The sequence below is a fragment of the Cupriavidus oxalaticus genome (genome assembly GCF_016894385.1).
In the GTDB taxonomy this organism is placed as follows: Bacteria; Pseudomonadota; Gammaproteobacteria; order Burkholderiales; family Burkholderiaceae; genus Cupriavidus; species Cupriavidus oxalaticus.
This window is the reverse complement of the sequence record NZ_CP069811.1, coordinates 802,078-821,246: the sequence shown is the minus strand read 5'-3', so window position 1 is coordinate 821,246 and position 19,169 is coordinate 802,078. Positions and strand designations below refer to the sequence as shown.

At 67.8% G+C, this 19,169-nt stretch carries 14 protein-coding genes; 7 read left to right on the top strand and 7 right to left on the bottom strand.

The genetic code is table 11. The annotated features are described in order from the left end of the window. Positions 1 to 17: 17 nt before the first annotated feature. The 4 genes from JTE92_RS03625 to JTE92_RS03610 all read right to left on the bottom strand — a co-directional run bounded on the left by JTE92_RS03625 (position 18) and on the right by JTE92_RS03610 (position 5,433). Positions 18 to 716, bottom strand: coding sequence for a potassium channel family protein (locus JTE92_RS03625; RefSeq protein WP_174544900.1), 699 nt, complete (start codon positions 714 to 716; stop codon positions 18 to 20). Continuing rightward, positions 706 to 2,034, bottom strand: a complete 1,329-nt coding sequence (locus tag JTE92_RS03620) for a TrkH family potassium uptake protein (RefSeq protein WP_063242031.1) — start codon at positions 2,032 to 2,034, stop codon at positions 706 to 708. The genes JTE92_RS03625 and JTE92_RS03620 overlap by 11 nt, the downstream gene beginning before the upstream one ends. 123 nt (positions 2,035 to 2,157) lie before the next feature. Then, positions 2,158 to 3,642 carry an HDOD domain-containing protein gene (locus JTE92_RS03615; protein ID WP_063242032.1) on the bottom strand — a complete coding sequence of 495 codons (1,485 nt, stop codon included), beginning with the start codon at positions 3,640 to 3,642 and terminating at the stop codon, positions 2,158 to 2,160. Positions 3,643 to 3,651: 9 nt separating this feature from the next. Further along, on the bottom strand, positions 3,652 to 5,433 hold the full coding sequence (locus JTE92_RS03610) for a putative bifunctional diguanylate cyclase/phosphodiesterase (protein ID WP_063242005.1): 1,782 nt from the start codon (positions 5,431 to 5,433) through the stop codon (positions 3,652 to 3,654). A 363-nt stretch (positions 5,434 to 5,796) separates the two neighbouring features. Here JTE92_RS03610 and JTE92_RS03605 point away from each other — a divergent pair, with 363 nt between their 5' ends. Beyond that, positions 5,797 to 7,200: a hypothetical protein gene (locus tag JTE92_RS03605; protein ID WP_063242006.1), complete on the top strand. Its 1,404-nt coding sequence runs from the start codon at positions 5,797 to 5,799 to the stop codon at positions 7,198 to 7,200. A 47-nt stretch (positions 7,201 to 7,247) separates the two neighbouring features. Here JTE92_RS03605 and JTE92_RS03600 read toward each other — a convergent pair whose 3' ends face one another. Then, positions 7,248 to 9,614, bottom strand: coding sequence for a DNA polymerase II (locus JTE92_RS03600; protein ID WP_063242007.1), 2,367 nt, complete (start codon positions 9,612 to 9,614; stop codon positions 7,248 to 7,250). 184 nt (positions 9,615 to 9,798) lie between these two features. On the opposite strand from JTE92_RS03600, the gene JTE92_RS03595 reads away from it, so the two are divergent. From JTE92_RS03595 to JTE92_RS03570, 6 genes are all read left to right on the top strand, one after another. Next, positions 9,799 to 10,647: a MurR/RpiR family transcriptional regulator gene (locus tag JTE92_RS03595; protein ID WP_232353468.1), complete on the top strand. Its 849-nt coding sequence runs from the start codon at positions 9,799 to 9,801 to the stop codon at positions 10,645 to 10,647. A gap of 21 nt (positions 10,648 to 10,668) precedes the next feature. Further along, positions 10,669 to 11,901, top strand: coding sequence for a diaminopropionate ammonia-lyase (locus tag JTE92_RS03590; RefSeq protein WP_063242008.1), 1,233 nt, complete (start codon positions 10,669 to 10,671; stop codon positions 11,899 to 11,901). A 65-nt stretch (positions 11,902 to 11,966) separates the two neighbouring features. Beyond that, positions 11,967 to 13,145, top strand: a complete 1,179-nt coding sequence (locus tag JTE92_RS03585; RefSeq protein ID WP_371136908.1) for a M20 family metallo-hydrolase — start codon at positions 11,967 to 11,969, stop codon at positions 13,143 to 13,145. Between the two features lie 31 nt (positions 13,146 to 13,176). Next, complete coding sequence (locus JTE92_RS03580) at positions 13,177 to 14,124, top strand: N-carbamoyl-D-amino-acid hydrolase (RefSeq protein WP_063242010.1); 948 nt, start codon at positions 13,177 to 13,179, stop codon at positions 14,122 to 14,124. 120 nt (positions 14,125 to 14,244) lie between these two features. After that, positions 14,245 to 15,576: an MFS transporter gene (locus tag JTE92_RS03575; protein ID WP_063242033.1), complete on the top strand. Its 1,332-nt coding sequence runs from the start codon at positions 14,245 to 14,247 to the stop codon at positions 15,574 to 15,576. 19 nt (positions 15,577 to 15,595) lie between these two features. After that, entirely contained in the window at positions 15,596 to 16,756 is a 1,161-nt protein-coding gene (locus JTE92_RS03570; protein ID WP_063242011.1) for a YgeY family selenium metabolism-linked hydrolase, read from the top strand. A gap of 27 nt (positions 16,757 to 16,783) precedes the next feature. On the opposite strand, the gene JTE92_RS03565 is transcribed toward JTE92_RS03570, so the two are convergent. After that, on the bottom strand, positions 16,784 to 17,821 hold the full coding sequence (locus tag JTE92_RS03565; RefSeq protein WP_063242012.1) for a hypothetical protein: 1,038 nt from the start codon (positions 17,819 to 17,821) through the stop codon (positions 16,784 to 16,786). 57 nt (positions 17,822 to 17,878) lie between these two features. Beyond that, a complete protein-coding gene (locus JTE92_RS03560; protein WP_063242013.1) occupies positions 17,879 to 19,066 on the bottom strand; it encodes a monovalent cation:proton antiporter-2 (CPA2) family protein in 1,188 nt (395 codons plus the stop codon). Positions 19,067 to 19,169 lie beyond the last annotated feature (103 nt).

Here is a 19,169-nt window from a genome sequence, read left to right as displayed (position 1 = left end):
CGGCCCTTGCCCCTGCCCTACCTCTTTTCCGAACTGCCGGCAAAGCGCTCGATCTTGCTGGTCAGGCCCGACACCACCAGCAGGTCGCCGGGCAGCACCATGGTGGCCGCCGTGGCGTGCTCGAACTCCGCGTTGCCGCGCTTGATGCCCACCACCGTCACGCCGAACTGCTCCCGGACATGGGACATCAGCAAGGTCTTGTTATGGGTGGACGCCGGCGCATGGATCCGCGCGATGGCAAAGCCGTCGTCGAACTCGATGAAATCGATCATCTTGCCGGTGATCAGGTGGGCCACCCGCGCGCCCATGTCCGCTTCCGGATAGACGACATGGTGCGCACCGATGCGCTCCGCGATCTGCCCGTGCTCGGGAGTAAACGCCTTGACCCAGATGTCCTTGATCTGCAGCTCGGTCAGCGCCATCAGCGTCATCAGGCTGGACGACATGTCGGTGCCGATGCCCACGATGGCGTGTGAAAAATCCGCTACCCCCAGCTGGCGCATGACATTGACGTCGGTCGAGTCGGCCTGGATCGCGCAGGTCAGCACATTGGACCAGCGCTGCACCAGGTCGGGATCCTTGTCGATGCCCATGACGTCATGGCCCAGCCGCATCAGCGACTGCGCCACGGAACCGCCGAAGCGCCCCAGCCCGATCACGGCCACGCTGTCGCCTGCCGAGAAGGCGAACTGTTCGGAAAACAATCTAGCCAACAATTGGATGCTCCTCGGGATAACGGTACGGCGTACGGCGCTCGCCCATGGCAAGGGATACCGCGAGCGTGATGGTGCCGACCCGGCCGGCATACATCAGCCCGGCCAGGATCAGCTGGCCGGAAGCCGGCAGGTCGGCGGTAATGCCGGTCGACAGGCCCGCGGAGCCAAAGGCCGCGATGACCTCGAAAATCACCTGGTCGGTCGGGAATTCCGTGACAAACAGGATGGCCAGCGTCCCGATCGTCGTCAGCGCGCTGCCCAGCACCAGCACCGTGATCGCCTGCCGCTGCGCCGAACTGCTGACGCGGCGCCCGAAGGCTTCGCTGTCGGCGCGCCCGCGGATCTCGGCAATCACCAGCAGCGCCAGGATCGCGATGGTGCCGACCTTGACGCCGCCCGCGGTGCTGGCGCTGCCGCCGCCGACGAACATCAGGAAATAATGCAGCGCAATGCTTTCGCGGGTCAGGCCGCCGATGTCGATGGTGTTGAAGCCGACGGTGCGCGCGGCGACCGAGGCGAAGGCCGCCGACAACAGCTTCTGTCCCGCGGCCATCGGGCCGAGCGTGCGTGCGTTGGTCCACTCGAACATCAGCACGCCGCACAGGCCCACCAGGAACAGCACCCCGGTGGTGGCCAGCGTCAGCTTGCTGTGCAGCGACCAGCGGTGCGGGTGGAAGGTCTTGTTGCGCAGGTCGTGCAGTACCGGAAAGCCGATGCCGCCGACCAGCGCCGCCATCATCACCGGCAGCAGCACCCACTGGTCGGCCGCATAGCGGACCAGGCTGTCGGCATGTGTCGAGAAGCCGGCATTGTTGTAGGCGGAGATGGCATGGAACAGCCCGTTCCAGGCGGCGTCGCCCCACGGCGCGCCGTAGGCGAAATGCAGCCGCCACGACAGCCAGGCAGCCAGCAACAGTTCCATCCCGATGGTTACCACCAGCACCAGCCTGGCCACGCTGACGACATCGCCCAGCCCGATCGCGTGGGTCTCGACCTGGGTCAGCAGCTTGGTGCGCAATCTCAGCGAGCGGTTGACCATCAGCCCCAGCAGCGTCGACGCCGTCATCATGCCGAATCCGCCAAGCTGGAACAGCACCATGATGACCACCTGGCCAAATCCGGACCAGTACGTGCCGGTATCGACCACGATCAGCCCGGCCACGCACACCGCGGACACCGCCGTGAAGAACGCGGTCAGCCATGGTGCGCTGCCGCCGCCGTCGCGCGACCAGGGCAGCATCAGCAGCACGCTGCCCACCACGATGGCCAGCAGGAACACCATGACGACGGCGCGGGCGGGATGCAGGGAAGCTCTCATGCAGGCATTGTGTGCCTTGGCGCGGCACAAATCCATGTGTGCAGCGCAGCACCGCAGCACCCGTTTTCCGGCCCGGAGATTTCCTGATGGCTGCCTGCGCGCGACGGCGCCAGCGCCGCCGGCCTAGCGCGCCGGTGCCGATCGCAGGAAGCCGGCCGAAATCTCCGCGGCCAGCTGGACGATCGCGTCGGCCTCCTCCGCGCTCAGCGACCCGGTGAAGCGCGCCTCTCCCCAGTCGCCGCAAATCAGGGCCACGCAGCGGTTGCGCACCCGCACCGGGATCAGCAGCAGCGCGCGGGCATCGGGCAGGGCCTCGCGATACCAGCGCGGCACGCGGTGCGCGGCCTCCTTGTCAAAGCTGTCCTCGATCAGCAAGGGCCGGTCCGCCAGCGTGGCGAAGTGGAACACGTCCGGAACGAAGCCTTCTTCGAAGGACAGCTGGTCGAGCTTGTCGCGCGTGCCCTCGCCAAAGCCGAGCCGCGCACCGAAGCGCCGGGCCGACGGATTCAGCAGCATCAGGAAGCAGCGCGAGAAATTCAGCGCGCGCATCGCTGACTCCAGCGCAAAGGGCGCCAGTTCGGCAATGGACATGGCACGGCCCTCCTGCCGGACTTCGGCGACGGCCCGTTGCAGCCTGGCCAGCGCGTCGGCGGGCTTGCCGCCCTGCTCGCCGGCGTCGTCCCCGGCCTGGCTGGCGGCGTCCGTGGCCGCCATCGAGGTGGTGAGCACCCTGGCCTGTTCCAGCGCCCGCCCGAGGTGCCCCGGCTCCAGGCCCAGCCGTTGCGCCTCGGCCAGCAACGGACTGTCGGCCGATGGGTCGTCCTGGCCTGCGAGGATCGATGCGGCGGCCTGCGACGACAATCGGGCGACGGCGCCCAGCCAGTCGGCATGCGCCTCCGGCATGGCGCCTTCCGGCAACGGGGGTGCGCTCATGGCGCCGGCGATCAGCGGGGGCAAGCGCCATTTGACGGCAGCCGCCCGGGCGATTTCGCCGAGCGACACGCCCAGGACTTCGCGGCAGGCCTCATCCTCGCTGATCTGCCCGCCGGCCTGCGCACCGGTTTGCGCACCGGTTTGCGCGCCGGTTTGCGCACCGGCCTCGCACATTGCGGTAATGCGGTCCCACGCCTCCGGCACATACAGGATCAGCAGCAGCCGGCTCACATGGTGCATCAGCGTGCAGACCACGGCCTCCTCCCCCTCAGCGATGCCGCGCGCATCGGCCAGGCTCCGGGTGAATTCGGCCGCGACCATGGCCTGCTTGAGCGCTTGCGCCGCCCGTGGCCGGTTTTCCGGCATGGTCTGGAAGAAGTCGAGCACGCGCACGCCCAGCGTCAGATGGATGATCGTATCCACCCCCAGCACCATGATCGCGCGCGAAACGGTGGTGACTTCGCCGCCGAACGACCGGTACATGGCGGAGTTGGACAGCCGGATGATCTTCTGCGACAGGCTGAAGTCCGACAAGATGCTGCTGGCCATTTCGCCGACGTTCCGCTCCGCATCGAGCGAACTGAAGACATGATCGATGCAATACTGCAGCGTCGGAAAATCTCCCTGCTCGGCGAGCCGGGCCCAGAGCTGGTCGAGGAATGCCTGTTTATCCATGGCCATGCCTCATTGCGGCAACAGGGTCGGGGCGTCCAGGCGCCACCTGCCCGCGGCGAAAGCCGCCTCGAGGTCGGCGGGACTCATGGCGTGCCCATAGTGCCAGCCCTGTGCCATCTCGCAGCGCTGCGCGGCCAGCAGCTCGCGCTGGCATGCCGTCTCGACGCCTTCGGCGATCGCCGCCAGCCCAAGCTCGCGCGCCAGCGAGAGCACCGCATAGACAATGGTCTGCGCGTGCGGCGAATCGACCATGTCGGCGACAAAGCTGCGGTCGATCTTCAGTGCCGACAGCGGAAACCGGCGCAGGTATGAAAGGCTGGAGTAGCCGGTGCCAAAATCGTCCACCGCAAAGCGGATGCCCAGCGCCCGCAACTCGGTCAGGACGTGGCCCGCCGCTTCGGGATCGATCATCAGCGCCCCCTCGGTGATTTCCAGCACCAGCCGGCCGGCGCAGACACCGGTATCGCGGATCGCGCTACGCACCTGGTCGGCAAAGCCCGGATGGCTGAACTGCACCGGCGACACATTGACCGACACGTAGCCGACGTGCGCACCCCTGGCATCCCACATGGCAAGCTGGGCGCAGGCGCAGCGCAGCACCCAGGCGCCGAGATGATGGATCAGGCCGTTGTTTTCCGCGACCGGCACGAAGATCTCGGGAGACACGGCGCGGCCGGCCCGATCCCAGCGCATCAGCGCCTCGACCGCGCACAGGTTGCTGCCATCGAGGCTGACGATGGGCTGGTACTGCAGCGACAGTTCGCCGTTGTGCACGGCCTCGAACAGGTCTTGCTCGATGCGGAACTGCTCGTTGAGCCTCTCGTCGAACTCCGGCGAATAGCGGAAACACCGGTTGCCGCCGAGCGTCTTCGCCTCGTACATGGCCCGGTCGGCGCGCCGCAGCAGCTCGGCATCGGAATCCTGGGCGCCGGTGGCGAAGGCCAGTCCGATGCTGGTGGTGACACGGATCTGGCGTGCGGACAGCTGGAATGGCTGTCGGCATATCCGCATGACCTGTTCAACGATGTCGGCGGCTGCCTCGTCGGCAGCGATGTTCTCGAGCAGCAATACGAATTCATCGCCGCCCAGCCGCGCCACGGTGTCCGTCCCGCGCAGCACGCCGCGCAAACGGGCCGCCATTTCCTTCAGCAAGGCATCGCCGGCGCCATGCCCGAGGGAATCGTTGATCTTCTTGAATCCGTCCAGGTCCATCAGCGCGACCGCCAGCCGGCGTCCCGCCGGATGCTCCCCGGCCAGGTACTGTTCAATCCGGCGGCGAATGAGGTTGCGGTTGCCGATCCCGGTCAACGGATCGATCAGCGACTGTTCCGTCAGCTGCTGCAGCTTCTGCATCCACGCCGTGACATCGGTCCCGAACAGCAGCAGCGAGGCCTGTCCGGATTCGTCGGTGTCGCGGCGGATCTGCAGATCGACATAGCGGCTGCCGGCCGAGGCATCGGTGAACCGGACGGTGGTCCGCCGGGCCTGGCCATCCAGCAGGCAGGCCTGCCACAGCGCAGCGGTGCGTTCGTATTCGCCGATGGGAAGAATGTCGCGCATGGCCGCGCGGCTCAGGTACGCGTACGGCAGGCCCAGCAGCGCGCCCGATGCACGGGTGGCGTGCAGGATCTGGCCGGTCAGGCCGACATGCAGGGCCAGCCCTTCCGACGCTTCCAGCAAGGCCCAGCCGTGCCGCCCGGCCGGAGATGGCGGCGCGCGATCCGCCTCGTCGTCGCGGGCCCATTCCGCTTCGTCGTTCGCCAGGACGGCGTCATACGTGAATGCGTGCATACGGTGTGAATCGACCCGCCCTGCCCGGCCACGCTGTCGCCGGGGATTGTTGTCATGCCGGGACCTTGACGACAGGACGCGTCAAGCCTGTCGGTACCCCGCACGGTATTTGCAAAGCCCCGATTCTATTACGGCGCAAGGCGAATGAGGAAGCACACGGACGGCGCTGTGGAAACGCCGCGACGCCCATGCGGCCAGCAGCGCCCGCCTGCGGATTTCCGGCCATGCGCCGCATGTCGGAAATCCGTCATTAACGTACAGCGAGCCGTGTCCGCGATGGACAAACCCTTGCGGATTGCCGAGACTTGACCAGGTCCGCGTGCGCCGGCCGTGTGCGGCCCCTGCGCCCCCTCTTCCTTTGCCATGCCACCGTTGTCCGCGCCTGCTCTACTCGATGCAACGCTTCGCGCCGTCGCGCGCCGCTATCGCCTGCCGGCAAGTGCCGCCGCAGTTTCCGATCCGCAGTCACACAGCCCGGCCACGACGCTCGCGCTCGCGATCGAACAGGCTCGCGCAGCCGTGGCACGCGGGGACACGCCAACCGCGGCCCTGAAAGACCGCTTCGTCGACGCGCTCGCGCACCTGATCCGCGAAGCGCTGCGCGCGGATGCGGGCGACCCGGTGTTCCAGGCCATGGTCATGCGGCACCGGGCGGCGCACGTGCGCGAGTACGCCTCGCTGTCCGCGGGCGCCGGCCAGGACCGCCGCGAAGTCCAGGCCGCCGTCAATGCCATCGCCCATCCGGGCCGGCAGCAACGCCTCGTGCCAGGTCCGTGGCGCGAAGCATTGGCCCGGCTCCACGCCTGCGCCGCCGCCTCATCCTGGTCCGCGCTGCACGAAGCCGTGCGCAGCCTGCCCGATATGCCGGAGATCGCGAACGGTGCCCAGGGCCTGGCCAGGCTGCTCGACAGTCCCGCGCTGAAGCGCCTGCAGCGTCTTGAAGCGCTGGCGTCCGATGACCTGGTCCGCCAGTACCAGCTGCTGTGGGAGCGGCATGGCCCCCGCTCCGGAAGCGCCGGCGCCAGTGCGCAAGGCGTCGCCGCCCGGCAGCGTGGCGCTGCCGTCGAGGCACAGGCCGCACAGGCACTGGAGGCGCTGGCGCAGCGACTCAACGCGTCCGGGCGAGCGCCGGCGTCATACCGTGTCGTGACCTCGATGCGCGTGCCGGCTTCGATCCCCGCCACGCATGAACGTGCCAAGACCGAATGGGATGCGGTGCTGCTCAGGCAGGTGCTGCCGGTTGAGGAACCACCGGCGTGGGAGATCTGCCTGCTCGCAGAGGCCAAGGCCTCCGTCGATGCCGCCACCACCGACCTGCCCAAGCTGCTGCGCGGCCTGCGCTTGCTGGCGCATGCCGACAGGGACACGGTCTATGCGTTCGATACGCAGCAAGGCGTGGTACGCCTGCATGGTGCCTCGCTCGGCGCGCTGCGCGCCGACGCGGCCGGCCTTGCCGGCACGGTGCTGTATTGCTGCGATGCGCCTGCCGAAGCCGGTCCGCGCCTGCTCGGCGCCGCCAGCCGGATGCAGCTGCTGTCGGCGCAGGCCAGCCTCGACTTCGCTGGCGCGCTGGCGCACGCACAAGCCGCGAATTCAGCCGCGCTTGCGCCGGTCTGGCACCAGCTACTGGAATCGCCCCGCTGGCACAGCGTGCTCAACCAATATCCGACGCTGTGGCAAGTGCGCGAATTGATGGTCCATCCTGACGACCTGATGGCTGCGATAAATGAGACCGGCAACGAAACCGACAGCGGGACCGGCGCCTGACATGCCAGGGTGCCAGGGTGCGGGTGCCAGGGTGCTGTAACGCTGCCCTACTGCGCAAACAGCGTCATCTGCCCCGACAACAGTCGTTCGAAATCATCGTCCAGGAAAGGCAGGATCGCATCGGCAACCGGCTGCAGCTGCTTGCCGACGTAGTGGCCATAGTCGATCGGCGCGGATCGGCATTCGAGCGGCTCCGGCCCCGCGATGGTCACGACATAGCTGATCCAGCCGCCGCGCTGGTACTGGCGCGGGCGCCCGTGGCGCTCGTTATAGTCATCGGCGATGCGGGCTGCCCGCACGTGTGGCGGCACGTTGCGCTGGTACTCCTCCAGCCTGCGCCGCAGCCGCTTGCGATAGACCAGCTGCTCGTCGAGTTCTCCCGCCAGCGTGCGGCGCACGATGTCGCGCACATAGTCCTGGTACGGCTCGCGGTTGAAGACCTTCTCGTACAGCGTCTGCTGGAACTGCTGCGCGAGCGGCGACCAGTCCGTGCGCACCGTCTCCAGCCCCTTGAACACCATCTCGACCGTGCCGTCCGGCCGCTCCACCTGGCCGGCGTAGCGCTTCTTGCTGCCAAGGTCGGTGCCGCGGATGGTCGGCATCAGGAAGCGGCGGAAGTGCGTCTCGAACTGCAGTTCAAGCGCGCTTTCCAGGCCATAGGTCTGCCACAGGTGGTCGCGCCACCAGTCGTTGACATAGGCCACCAGGCTGCGGCCGATCTGCTGCGCATCGGCCTGCGTGCGCGCGCGGCGCAGCCAGACAAAGGTGGAATCGGTGTCGCCATAGATCACCTCGTAGCCGCGCGCCTCGACCAGCGCGCGCGTCTGCCGCATGATCTCGTGCCCGCGCATGGTGATCGACGAGGCCAGCCGGGGATCGAAGAACCGGCACCCGCTGGAGCCCAGCACGCCATAGAACGCATTCATGATGATCTTCAGCGCCTGCGCGAGCGGCTTGTTGCGGTCGCGCTTGGCGGCCTCGCGGCCCTGCCAGACCCGGGCGACGATCGCCGGCAGGCAGTGCCTGGTGCGCGAGAAGCGCGCGCCGCGGAAGCCGGGAACCGAGTCGGCATCGTCGGGGTGCGCCAGTCCCTCGACCAGGCCGATCGGATCGATCAGGAAGGTGCGGATGATCGACGGATAGAGACTCTTGTAGTCCAGCACCAGCACCGATTCATAGAGTCCCGGCCGCGAATCCATGACAAAGCCGCCGGGGCTGGCTTGCGGCGCCAGCTCGCCGAGGTTGGGCGCGACATAGCCCTGGCGGTGCATCAGCGGCATGTAGAGATGCGTGAAGGCCGCGACCGAACCGCCGCTGCGGTCGGCCGGCAGGCCCGTGACCGTGGCGCGCTCCAGCAGGAACGACAGCAGCTCGGTTTTGCCGAAGATCCGCGTCACCAGCTCGCAATCGCGCAGGTTGTAGCGCGCAAGCGCCGGCTTGTCCTGCTCGAACATGCGGTCGATGGCATCCATGCGGTCGTACGGGTTGTCGATCGCCTTGCCTTCGCCGAGCAGCGCCTGGGCCACCGATTCGAGGCTGAACGACGGGAAGCTCCACGTGGCGGAACGCAGGGCCTCGATGCCATCGATGATCAGCCGGCCCGGCGCGCTGGCGAAATAGTGCTGCTGCGCGTTGTGCTCGCGCCATTCGATTTCCGCACCGGCCCGGCCGAGGCGCAGCGGCACCTGCAGCCGGCGCGCATGCTCGACCAGCACGCGCAGGTCGAACTGGACCAGGTTCCAGCCGATGATCGCGTCGGGGTCGTGTTCAGCCAGCCACTGGTTCAGCTTCTCCAGCAGCTCTGGCCGTGTCGTGCAGTATTCCAGCACGAAGTCGACATCGGCCGGCTCCTGCGGCACAGCGCCCAGCATATAGACCTGGCGCTGGCCGCAGCCTTCGAGTGCAATCGAATACAGCTCGCCGAATGCATTGGTTTCGATATCGAGCGACACCAGCCGCAGCGTGGGCCGGTAGTCCGCCGCGGGTTTCAGCTGGGCGTTGCACAGCACGCCGTCGCCGTCCGGTTCGCCATCGAACCAGACCGGGGCCGTGATGAAGCGCTCCATCAGGTAGCGCTCTGGCGGGCGGATATCGGCTTCATAGACATCCACGCCGGCATCGCGCAGCGATCGGCCTAGCTGGATCAGTTGCCGATGCTGCTGGCAATACAGGCCCATGACCGGCCTGCCCTTGAAGTCCTGCAGCTTGAGCGGACGCAACTCCGCCTCGCGCTCGCGGCGCAGCAGCGCCTCGGCACGCTCGCGTTGTGCCTCGGGAATGAATGCAATCGACGGCTGATACGGCAGGCGCAGCCGGCGCGGCCCGTCGTCGGTGGCCAGCCAGACTTCGACCTCGGTGCCGGCGGGGGTATCGCGCCAATGTCGGGTCAGGATGAAACCCTGCTGGTGTGCCACGCTTAAACCTTTGGGTGAAACCGCTATTGACGTGATTCTAGCGAAGCAAGCGCCGCCCTCGACCGGCGGCATATATGTGCGCGACAATCCCCTCATGAAACCAAAGTTTCACGAAGAATTCTATTTGACACCAAAGTTTCATTAACCTATATTTCTGAAACCGAAGTTTCATTCGGACCCGATCATGACCTCATCGTTGCAAGACAAGATTCTCGCGCTGAACGACCAGCTCACCGAAAGCGAGCGCCGCCTGGCTGCCGTAACCCTGGAGTGCATCGGCAATCTCGCCGCCTACTCGGCCACCGAGCTGGCGCAGAAGGCCGGCGTTTCCAAGGCGACCGCGGGCCGGTTCTTCCGCCGCCTCGGCTACGAGAACTTCAACGAGGTCCGCGCCCTGCTGCGCGACGAGGCCGACCGCGGCTCGCCGCTATACGAGTTGGCCGGCGTGCAGGCACCTGTCGACGACCAGGCGCCACTGGCCCGCCATCTCGCCAATGACTTGCAGAACCTGGCTCAAACCTTCGATCGCCTGAACCCGGCCGATGTCGAGCGCGCCGTCGCGCTGTTCGCCGGTGCCGGGCGCGTCTTCATCGCCGGCTTCCGCAACGGCCGCGTGCTGGCGCAATACGCGTGGGCGCTGCTGACCCAGTTGCGGCCGGGCGTGACGCTGGCGCCGGGCGCCGGCCTGAATCTTGCCGAAGACCTGGCCGACCTCGGCGCCGACGACGTGCTGCTGGTCATGGACTTCCGCCGGCGCGTGACGCTGCTGTGGCCGATGGTGGCGCACGCCAACCGCGTCGGCGCCAAGGTCGTGATCCTGACCGATCCCAGCGCAACGGACCTGCCAGCGCGCTCCGACGTGGTGCTCCGCTGCGTCAACCACGGCGCTGCGGTGTTCGACTCCTATGTCGCGGCCGTCAGCCTGATCAACCACCTTTGCACAAGCATCGCGCTGATCCTCGGCGACGCGGCACGCGAGCGGCTCGAGGAAATCGAGTCGCTCCATGACCACTACGGCGACCTGCATCGCTAGACCCCAACCCAGGAGACTGTCTTGAACCACCCGCTCCCCAACCTGAAGCTGCAGTGCGCGCTGAACCCGGCGGCCACGCCCGGCGCCCCCTATGGCGTGCGCCAGCAGGCCGTGCTCGGCGGCGAAGCCTTTGTCCGCGCCGCCGCGCAGATCCGCCGCTGGCCGGGCTATGCACCGACGCCGCTGGTAGCCCTCGACGGCCTTGCGCGCGCCGCCGGCGTCGCACAGATCCTCTACAAGGATGAAGGCGACCGCTTCGGGCTGGGCAGCTTCAAGGCACTGGGCGGCGCCTATGCGGTCAGCCGCCTGCTGGTGCGCGAGATCGGCAGCCGGCTGGGCGTGGGCGACGTGCCGGTCGACGACCTGCTGTCGGGCCGCTATGCCGACGTGGTGCGGGACATCACCGTCACCTGCGCCACCGACGGCAACCACGGCCGCTCCGTAGCCTGGGGCGCGCAGCGCTTCGGCTGCCAGTGCGTGATCTATATCCACGCCACCGTCAGCGAAGGCCGCAAGGCCGCCATCGAGCAATACGGCGCGCAGGTGGTCCGCACCGCCGGCAATTACGACGACTCGGTGCGCCAGGCGGCCGACGACGCCGCGCGGCTGGGGCGCTTCGTGGTCTCCGACACCTCCTACGAAGGCTATATGGAGGTGCCCAAGGACGTGATGCAGGGCTACGCGGTAATGGCCGACGAGGCGCTGCGCCAGTTGCCGGACGGCCAGCTTCCGACCCACGTCTTCCTGCAGGGCGGCGTGGGCGGGCTGGCCGCCGCCGTGTGCGCGCACTTCTGGGAAGTGCTCGGCGACAAGCGCCCCCGCTTTATCGTGGTCGAGCCGGACAAGGCCGCCTGCCTCTATGAAAGCGCGCGCGCCGGCAAGCCCGTCGCGGTCCACGGCGACCTCGACACGGTGATGGCCGGGCTCGCCTGCGGCGAAGTCTCGCTGCTGGCGTGGGAAGTGCTGCATCCCGGCGCGCATGCGTTCCTGACCATCGACGATGCCTCCGCGCTGGAAAGCGTGCGCCTGCTGGCGGATGGCCGGTATGGCGATGCACCCATCGTTGCGGGCGAATCGGCGGTCGCGGGGCTGGCCGGCTGCCTCGGGGCCATGGCCGATCCCGCCACGCGCGAGCAGCTTGGCCTGACCGCCGACAGCCGGGTGCTGGTGTTCGGCAGCGAAGGCGCGACCGACGTGGCGCTGTATCAGCGTATCGTCGGCCGCCTGCCGGAAGACGTGAGGAAGGCAGCGTGAGCGCGGCACTCGACCTCGAACGGACCACGCGGATCGACCTGCCTCGGCTGCTGCGCCGGATCGCCATGCTCGGCGATGTCGGCGCCATCGAAGGCGGCGGTGTCTGCCGGCTCGCGCTGACCGACGAAGACCGCGCCGGGCGCGACCTCGTGGTGTCGTGGATGCGCGAGCTGGGGCTGGCGGTCAGCGTCGACGGCATCGGCAACGTGGTCGGCGTGCGTGCCGGTCGCGAAGACCTGCCGCCGGTGATGACGGGCTCGCACATCGACACCGTGCGCACCGGCGGGCGCTATGACGGCAACCTCGGCGTGCTCGCGGGCCTGGAAGTCATCGCCGCGCTCGACGATGCCGGTATCGTCACCCGCCGTCCGCTGGCGGTCGCCTTCTTCACCAACGAGGAAGGCGCGCGCTTCGCCCCCGACATGATGGGCAGCCTCGTCTTCCAGGGCGACCTGCCGTTGCAGCAAGCGCTGGATACGCGCGGCATCGACGGCACCACGGTGGGCGAGAACCTCGCGCGGATCGGCTATGCCGGCCCCGCACCGGTGGGCCGCCACCGCGTGCATGCCTTCGTCGAACTGCATGTCGAGCAGGGCCCGGTGCTCGAGCACGAGGACATCGCCATCGGCGCGGTCACCGGCGTGCAGGGCATCCACTGGTCCGAATTCACCGTGGAGGGCACTTCCAACCATGCCGGCACGACGCCGATGCGGCTGCGCCACGACGCGGGCCTCGTCGCCGCGCGCGTCGCCTGCTTCGTGCGCGACCTGTCGCGCGAGCTGGGCGGCGCGCAGCTTGCGACCGTTGGGCAGGTGCAGTGCTTCCCGAACCTCGTCAACGTGATCCCGAGCCGCGCGGTGTTCACGGTCGACCTGCGCAATACCGACGGCACCGCGCTGGCGGAGGCCGTGCAGCGCACGCTGGCCTATGCGCAGGACGTTGCGAAGACCGAGGGCGTACGCCTCAGCCGCCGCACGCTGGCCGACTTCGCGCCGGTGGCGTTCGACGCCGGCATGGTCGACCGCGTCGAGGCCATCGCGCGCCGGCACGGACATAGCGTGCGGCGCATGCCGAGCGGCGCGGGGCACGACGCCCAGATACTCGCCCGCATGTGCCCGGCCGGCATGATCTTCGTGCCGAGCGTGGCCGGCCTTTCGCACAACGTCGCCGAACTGACCCACGACCGCGACATCCAGGCCGGCGCCGACGTGCTGCTCGACCTGATGCTCGAACTTGCCGCCTGACATTCCCCGCATAACAGGAGACTTCCCGATCATGTCCCGCTTCGTCCACGTCGCCGCAGCCCAGCTCGGCCCGATCCAGCGCAGCGACTCGCGCCGCGACGTTGTCGCCCGCCTGCTGGCCCACCTGCACCATGCTCACGAAATGGGCTGCCACCTCGTGGTGTTCCCCGAACTGGCGCTGACCACTTTCTTCCCCCGCTGGTACATGGAAGACCCCGAGGAACTCAACGCCTTCTACGAGCGCGAGATGCCCGGACCCGAGACGCGTGTCCTCTTCGAGACCGCCGCGCGGCTCGGCATCGGCTTCTACCTCGGCTATGCGGAACTGGCGCTGGAGGGTGGCGTGGAACAGCGCTACAACACCGCCATCCTCGTCGGCCGCGACGGCAGGATCATCGGCAAATACCGCAAGGTGCACCTGCCCGGCCACGACCAGCATGAGCCATGGCGCGCCTTCCAGCACCTGGAAAAGCGCTACTTCGAGCCTGGCGACGACTTCGGCGTCTGGCAAGGGTTCGGCGGCGTCATGGGCATGGCGCTGTGCAACGACCGCCGCTGGCCGGAGACCTATCGCGTGATGGGCCTGCAAGGCGCCGAGATGATCCTGCTGGGCTACAACACGCCCGTGCACAACCCGCCCGCGCCGGAGCACGACGACCTGTCGATGTTCCACAACCACCTGGTGATGCAGGCCGGCGCCTACCAGAACGGCACCTGGGTGGTCGGCGTGGCCAAGGCCGGCAAGGAAGAGGGCTGCGAGATGATCGGCGGCACTTGCATCATCGCGCCGTCCGGCGAGATCGTCGCGGCCTGCTCGACCAAGGGCGACGAACTGGCCATCGCGCGCTGCGACCTCGACCTGTGCCAGTCGTACAAGACCACGACCTTCAACTTCGAGCGGCACCGCCGCCCCGAGGCCTACGGCCGCATCACCAGCCAGCGCGGGGCCACACCGCCGCAAGCCCTGGCCGCTGCGTAGCGGCGCACTTTTCCGCCCCCTTCCCAAATCGAGATAAAAGAACATGCAGGCGCCTGCGGGCGCCCGCAGGGGGCGTTGTTGTCTCACCAAATCCAAAGGAGGAACAAAGTGAGCGATTCCCTGCATTCCGCGCCGGCGCTTCACGCCCCGGCCGCGGTCCCGAACACATCCGGCACGATGGCAGCGCACGACAACGCGCTCTACCGCAAGGTGGCCTGGCGGCTGCTGCCCTTCCTGATGGCCTGCTACGTCGCGGCCTTCCTGGACCGCGTCAACGTCGGCTTTGCCAAGCTGCAGATGCTGGACCAGCTGAAGTTCAGCGACACGGTGTACGGCCTCGGCGCCGGCATTTTCTTCATCGGCTACTTCCTGTTCGAAGTGCCGAGCAACGTGCTGATGCACCGCATCGGCGCCAAGAAGACGCTGGCACGCATCATGATCCTGTGGGCCTGCATCTCGGCCTGCATGGCGCTGACCAAGACGCCGACGCAGTTCTACATCCTGCGTTTCCTGCTCGGCGCCGCCGAGGCAGGCTTCTATCCCGGCATCATCCTGTACCTCACCTACTGGTTCCCGTCGCACCGCCGCGGCCAGGTGATCGCGGTCTTCATGACCGCGGTGCCGTTGGCCGGCATCCTTGGCGGGCCGCTGTCGGGCTGGATCATGGAGAGCATGCACAACTACTACGGCTTTGCCGGCTGGCAATGGATGTTCCTGCTCGAGGCGCTTCCGTCGGTCGTGCTGGGTCTTGCGGTGATCTGGTACCTGGACGACAGCATCGCCGATGCACGCTGGCTGAGCGCGGCCGAGAAGCACCGTCTCGCCCACAACATCGCGGCGGAGAAGGCAAGCAAGACCGAGCACGTATCGCTGCTGAAGCTGTTCCGCGACCGCCGCGTGATCCATATGGCGCTGATCTGCTATTGCACGGTATCCAGCCTGTCGGGCCTGGCGTTCTGGATTCCGTCGGTGATCCGCTCGACGGGCGTGGTCTCGCTGCTCGACGTCGGCCTGCTGACGGCGATCCCGAATGCATTCGCGGTGGTGTCGATGATCCTGGTGTGCCGGCATTCGGACAAGACACGCGAGCGGCGCTGGCACATGGTCATCCCGTTCCTGGTCGGCGGCACCGGCCTGGCACTCAGCACGATGTTCAGCCATAACCCGGCGTTCGCGGTGGCGATGCTGTCGGTGGCCGCAGCCGGGTGCATGGTCTGCTCGCCGCTGTTCTGGAGCCTGCCGACTGCCTTCCTCGACGGGCGCAGCGCGGCGGCCGGTATCGCCGCGATCAATTCCTTCGCCGGCCTCGCTGCCTTCGCCAGTCCCTATGCGATTGGCTGGATCAAGGACCTGACCGGCTCCACCGACTGGGGCATGTACTTCCTCGCCTCCTTCACCGTGATCGGCGCGCTGCTGGTGCTGCGCGTGCCGGCTGCGCTGGTCAACCGGTGACAACAGGAGAAATACCAAGATGATCGATCAAGCAAGTAATCTCAGTGATGTCGTCGCGCTGGCGCGCGAGATGGTGCGCATTCCCAGCCTGTCCGGCCAGGAGGGCGACCTGGCCGCGCTGCTGTCGCACCGCATGGCCGAAGCCGGCTTCACGTCGGTGACGACGGACCGCAACGGCAGCGTGCTCGGGCTGATTGGTCCCGAGGATGCCGACGTGGCGCTGCTGTTCGACGGCCATATGGATGTGGTGCCGGTCACCGGCACGTGGCGCTTCGAGCCGTTCGGCGGCACCATCCACGACGGCCGGCTGTACGGACGCGGCAGTACCGACATGAAGGGCGGCATCGCCGCTGCCATCTGCGGCGTTGCCGCGGCGGCGCGGGAGCGGCCGCTGCGCAAGCGCATCGCGGTTTCCGCCAGCGTGCTCGAGGAAGTCATCGAAGGGCATGCGCTGGCGTCGGTTCTCGGCAGGTGCGGGCCCGCGGCAGTGGTCATCTGCGAGCCGTCGAAACTGCAGGTCAAGACGGGACAGAAGGGCCGGCTGGAAATCCAGCTCACCTTCCACGGCAAACCCGCGCATGCGGCGACGCCGCACCTCGGCGTCAATCCGCTACTCGCCGCCGCGCGTGCGCTGACGGCGCTGGAAGGCCTGAAACTGCCGGTCGACCCCATCCTTGGCGCGGCGCTGCTGGTGCCGACGGACATCATCTCGTCGCCCTATCCGTCGATCTCCATGATTCCGGCGTCCGCCACCATCCGCTTCGATCGCCGCACCCTCGACGGCGAGACGCGCGAGGACGTCCTCGGTCAGATCGACGCTTGCCTGCGCGCTGCCGGCCTTCAAGATTTCGCACTGGCGGTGTCCGACGATGAGGTGCGGACCTTCACCGGCGAATCGGCTCGGCCAGTCCGCTGGCTGCCGGCATGGCGGCAGCCGGAAAGCGCCCCGCTCGTGCAAGCCGCGGTGCGCGCCATTGCGCAAGCCGGCCGATCGCCGCAGGTCGGAAGCTGGGCGTTCTGCACCAACGGCTCCGAATCCGCCGGCCGCCGTCGCATCCCGACCATCGGGCTGGGGCCGGGGTGCGAGGAGGACGCGCATATCATTGATGAATCGATCGCGCTGGAACAGCTGGAGGGTGCGCGCGAGATCTATCGCAACCTGGTGCTGGACATGGCCTGACTCCGGCACTCACCACGCCACGGTGGCTCACAGCATGCGCGCCGCCTCATCGAGCAACTGCATCGGCGACAGCATCCCGGCGCGGGCCACGCACACCAGCGAAAAAGTGCGTGCCAGCGGCGGATCGCCAGGAACCCGCGCGGTCATCAGCTGGAGGTCAGCGCCGGGCCCGGCGCTGCCGGGCGGCAGCACGATGTTCATGGGGCTCAGCCGCACCGCTTCCCGCTCCACGGAAAAGCTGGCTGCGGCATGCGTCAGCACGTCGACCAGCGCGTGCAGCTGGCGCTCCGGCATGCCGGCCCGGCCGCCCTGCCCGCCGGCTGCGCTAAGGGCGGCGAGCGCGGCCTCGTTCTGCGCCACTTGCTCGCGCAGGCGCGCGGACTCGCCGGCTTGTGCGCCGTCACCTTCACCAAGCACGCCGCGCATGCCGACGCCCTGCTTTTCCAGCAGGTGGAGCCGTGTGGTCAGCAGCGCCTGCTCGCGCTCGATGCGGTCGCGGCGGGACGTGCCGCCGGCCACCTCGGCCAGCGCCTGCAGCGCGAACTGGTCCAGCATGCGGCCGGCGATTTCGTCGCGCAGCGCGGCTTCGGTCGCCGCGCAGATGCTGACGCGGTGATCGGTGAAGCTGACCGTGGTCTGGGGCACCTCCGTGCGCATCACGTCGCCTTCCAGCGCCACGCCCAGCGTGCGGCGTTCCAGCTTCTCCATCCCCAGCACGCAATAAGCCTCCGCGGGAGACGCTGCATTGCTGAAATAGTCGCGCAGGTCCGGCGACCGGCTGAACACCGGCATGACGTCCTGCGCCGTGCCAAAGAAGGCATGGATATACGGATCGCTGTTCCAGGTGGCTTCGCTCGCCACCGACGCCGGCGGCAAGCCCGCCACGACATCGCGCACGTACCGGTCCGCGATAGCCAGCGCCGGGGCAAGCCGCTTGCGATAGCCGCCTACCAGCCGCACGTACGGACAGAGCCGGGTCACGCGCTCCGCCAGCGCGGCGCGCTCCGCGTCGCGCGCCCCGTCAGGATGCTTGCCGCGACGGCGCAGCCAGTTGAGGACAGTCATCGCTCGGCACCTCCCTCGCGCGATCGGTTTGCTTGCGGCGCTGGCGAACCCAGGCCGCTACTGGCCATCCGCCTCGACCTCGCGCGGTGCCGCGCGGGTGCGCGGCAGCTTGCGGTGGGCGAGCAGCAGCAGCGGTGTCGTCGCCATCGACAGCGCAACGACGACAGTGACGACGGAGAGTTGCTCGGCATCGATCAGGTTCGCCGCCTGCGCAGCGCCCATCACGACAAAGGCGAACTCACCGCCCTGCGACAGCAGGATGGCAAAGTAGAGGCGATGCTGGCGCGGCAGTTCAATCCGGTTCGCCAGGTACATCAGTGCCAGGAACTTGCCCACGACCAGGGCAATCACCAGCACCGCCACCAGCAGCGGCTTGTTGGCCAGCACCGAGAAATCGATCGACATGCCGACCGCGATAAAGAACAGGCCGAGCAGGATGCCCTTGAAGGGCGCCATGTCCGATTCGATCTCGTGGCGGCATTCGGAGCCGGCCAGCAGCAGCCCGGCCACGAACGCGCCGAGCGACATCGACAGGTGGACCACGTGCATCAGCAGCGCGATGCCGATGACCCAGAGCAGCGCGAAGATGGTAAAGATCTCGCGCGTGCCACTGCGCTGGATCATGCGCAGCACGTACTTCAGCACGAAGCGCCCGACGACGACGACCGCTGCGAGCATGGCCAGCGCCTTCGCCGCGGAAACCCAGCCGCTCGACATGCCGGCGTCCGCCGCAACCGGCGCAAGCAACGGCAACAGCGCGATCATCGGGATCGCGGCAATGTCCTGGAACAGCAGGATGCCGAAGCTTGACTGCCCGACGGGTGCGTCCATCAGCCGGTTCTGTTCCAGGATCGCGAGCACCATCGCCGTGGACGACAGCGACAGCGCAAAGCCGGCCGCCACGCCCACGCGCCACTGCACGCCAAAGGCAATGAAGATCGCCGCCAGCAGCGCCGCGCACAGCGCCACCTGGAGCCCGCCGTAGCCGAAGATGGAGCGGCGCATCGCCCACAGCTTCTCGAAGTCCATTTCAATGCCGATGATGAACATCATCAGCACGATGCCCAGCTCGGACACGTCCAGGATCGAGTTGACGTCCGTGACCAGCCTCAGCCCCCACGGGCCGATCACTGCGCCGGCAACCAGGTAGCCCAGCACGGAGCCAAAGCCGAAGCGCACCGACAGCGGCACGGCGATCAGCGCCGCGGCGAGGAAGATCACCGCGTCAACCAGCAGTTGTTCCATCATTCCCCTCCCGAGGAGATGACGGGGCGATAGCCCGGGTCGTTTGGCGGTCCCTCGCTGCAGGCGAACTAAGGCCGACTTTTGCGCGAGGTCACGGCTTGGA

Coding starts and splice junctions, on each gene's coding strand:
- JTE92_RS03605 (WP_063242006.1), top strand. CDS start 5,797: ATGCCACCGTTGTCCGCGCCTGCTCTACTCGATGCAACGCTTCGCGCC.
- JTE92_RS03560 (WP_063242013.1), bottom strand. CDS start 19,066: ATGGAACAACTGCTGGTTGACGCGGTGATCTTCCTCGCCGCGGCGCTG.
- JTE92_RS03570 (WP_063242011.1), top strand. CDS start 15,596: ATGATCGATCAAGCAAGTAATCTCAGTGATGTCGTCGCGCTGGCGCGC.
- JTE92_RS03565 (WP_063242012.1), bottom strand. CDS start 17,821: ATGACTGTCCTCAACTGGCTGCGCCGTCGCGGCAAGCATCCTGACGGG.
- JTE92_RS03610 (WP_063242005.1), bottom strand. CDS start 5,433: ATGCACGCATTCACGTATGACGCCGTCCTGGCGAACGACGAAGCGGAA.
- JTE92_RS03585 (WP_371136908.1), top strand. CDS start 11,967: ATGCTCGGCGATGTCGGCGCCATCGAAGGCGGCGGTGTCTGCCGGCTC.
- JTE92_RS03595 (WP_232353468.1), top strand. CDS start 9,799: ATGACCTCATCGTTGCAAGACAAGATTCTCGCGCTGAACGACCAGCTC.
- JTE92_RS03615 (WP_063242032.1), bottom strand. CDS start 3,642: ATGGATAAACAGGCATTCCTCGACCAGCTCTGGGCCCGGCTCGCCGAG.
- JTE92_RS03580 (WP_063242010.1), top strand. CDS start 13,177: ATGTCCCGCTTCGTCCACGTCGCCGCAGCCCAGCTCGGCCCGATCCAG.
- JTE92_RS03620 (WP_063242031.1), bottom strand. CDS start 2,034: ATGAGAGCTTCCCTGCATCCCGCCCGCGCCGTCGTCATGGTGTTCCTG.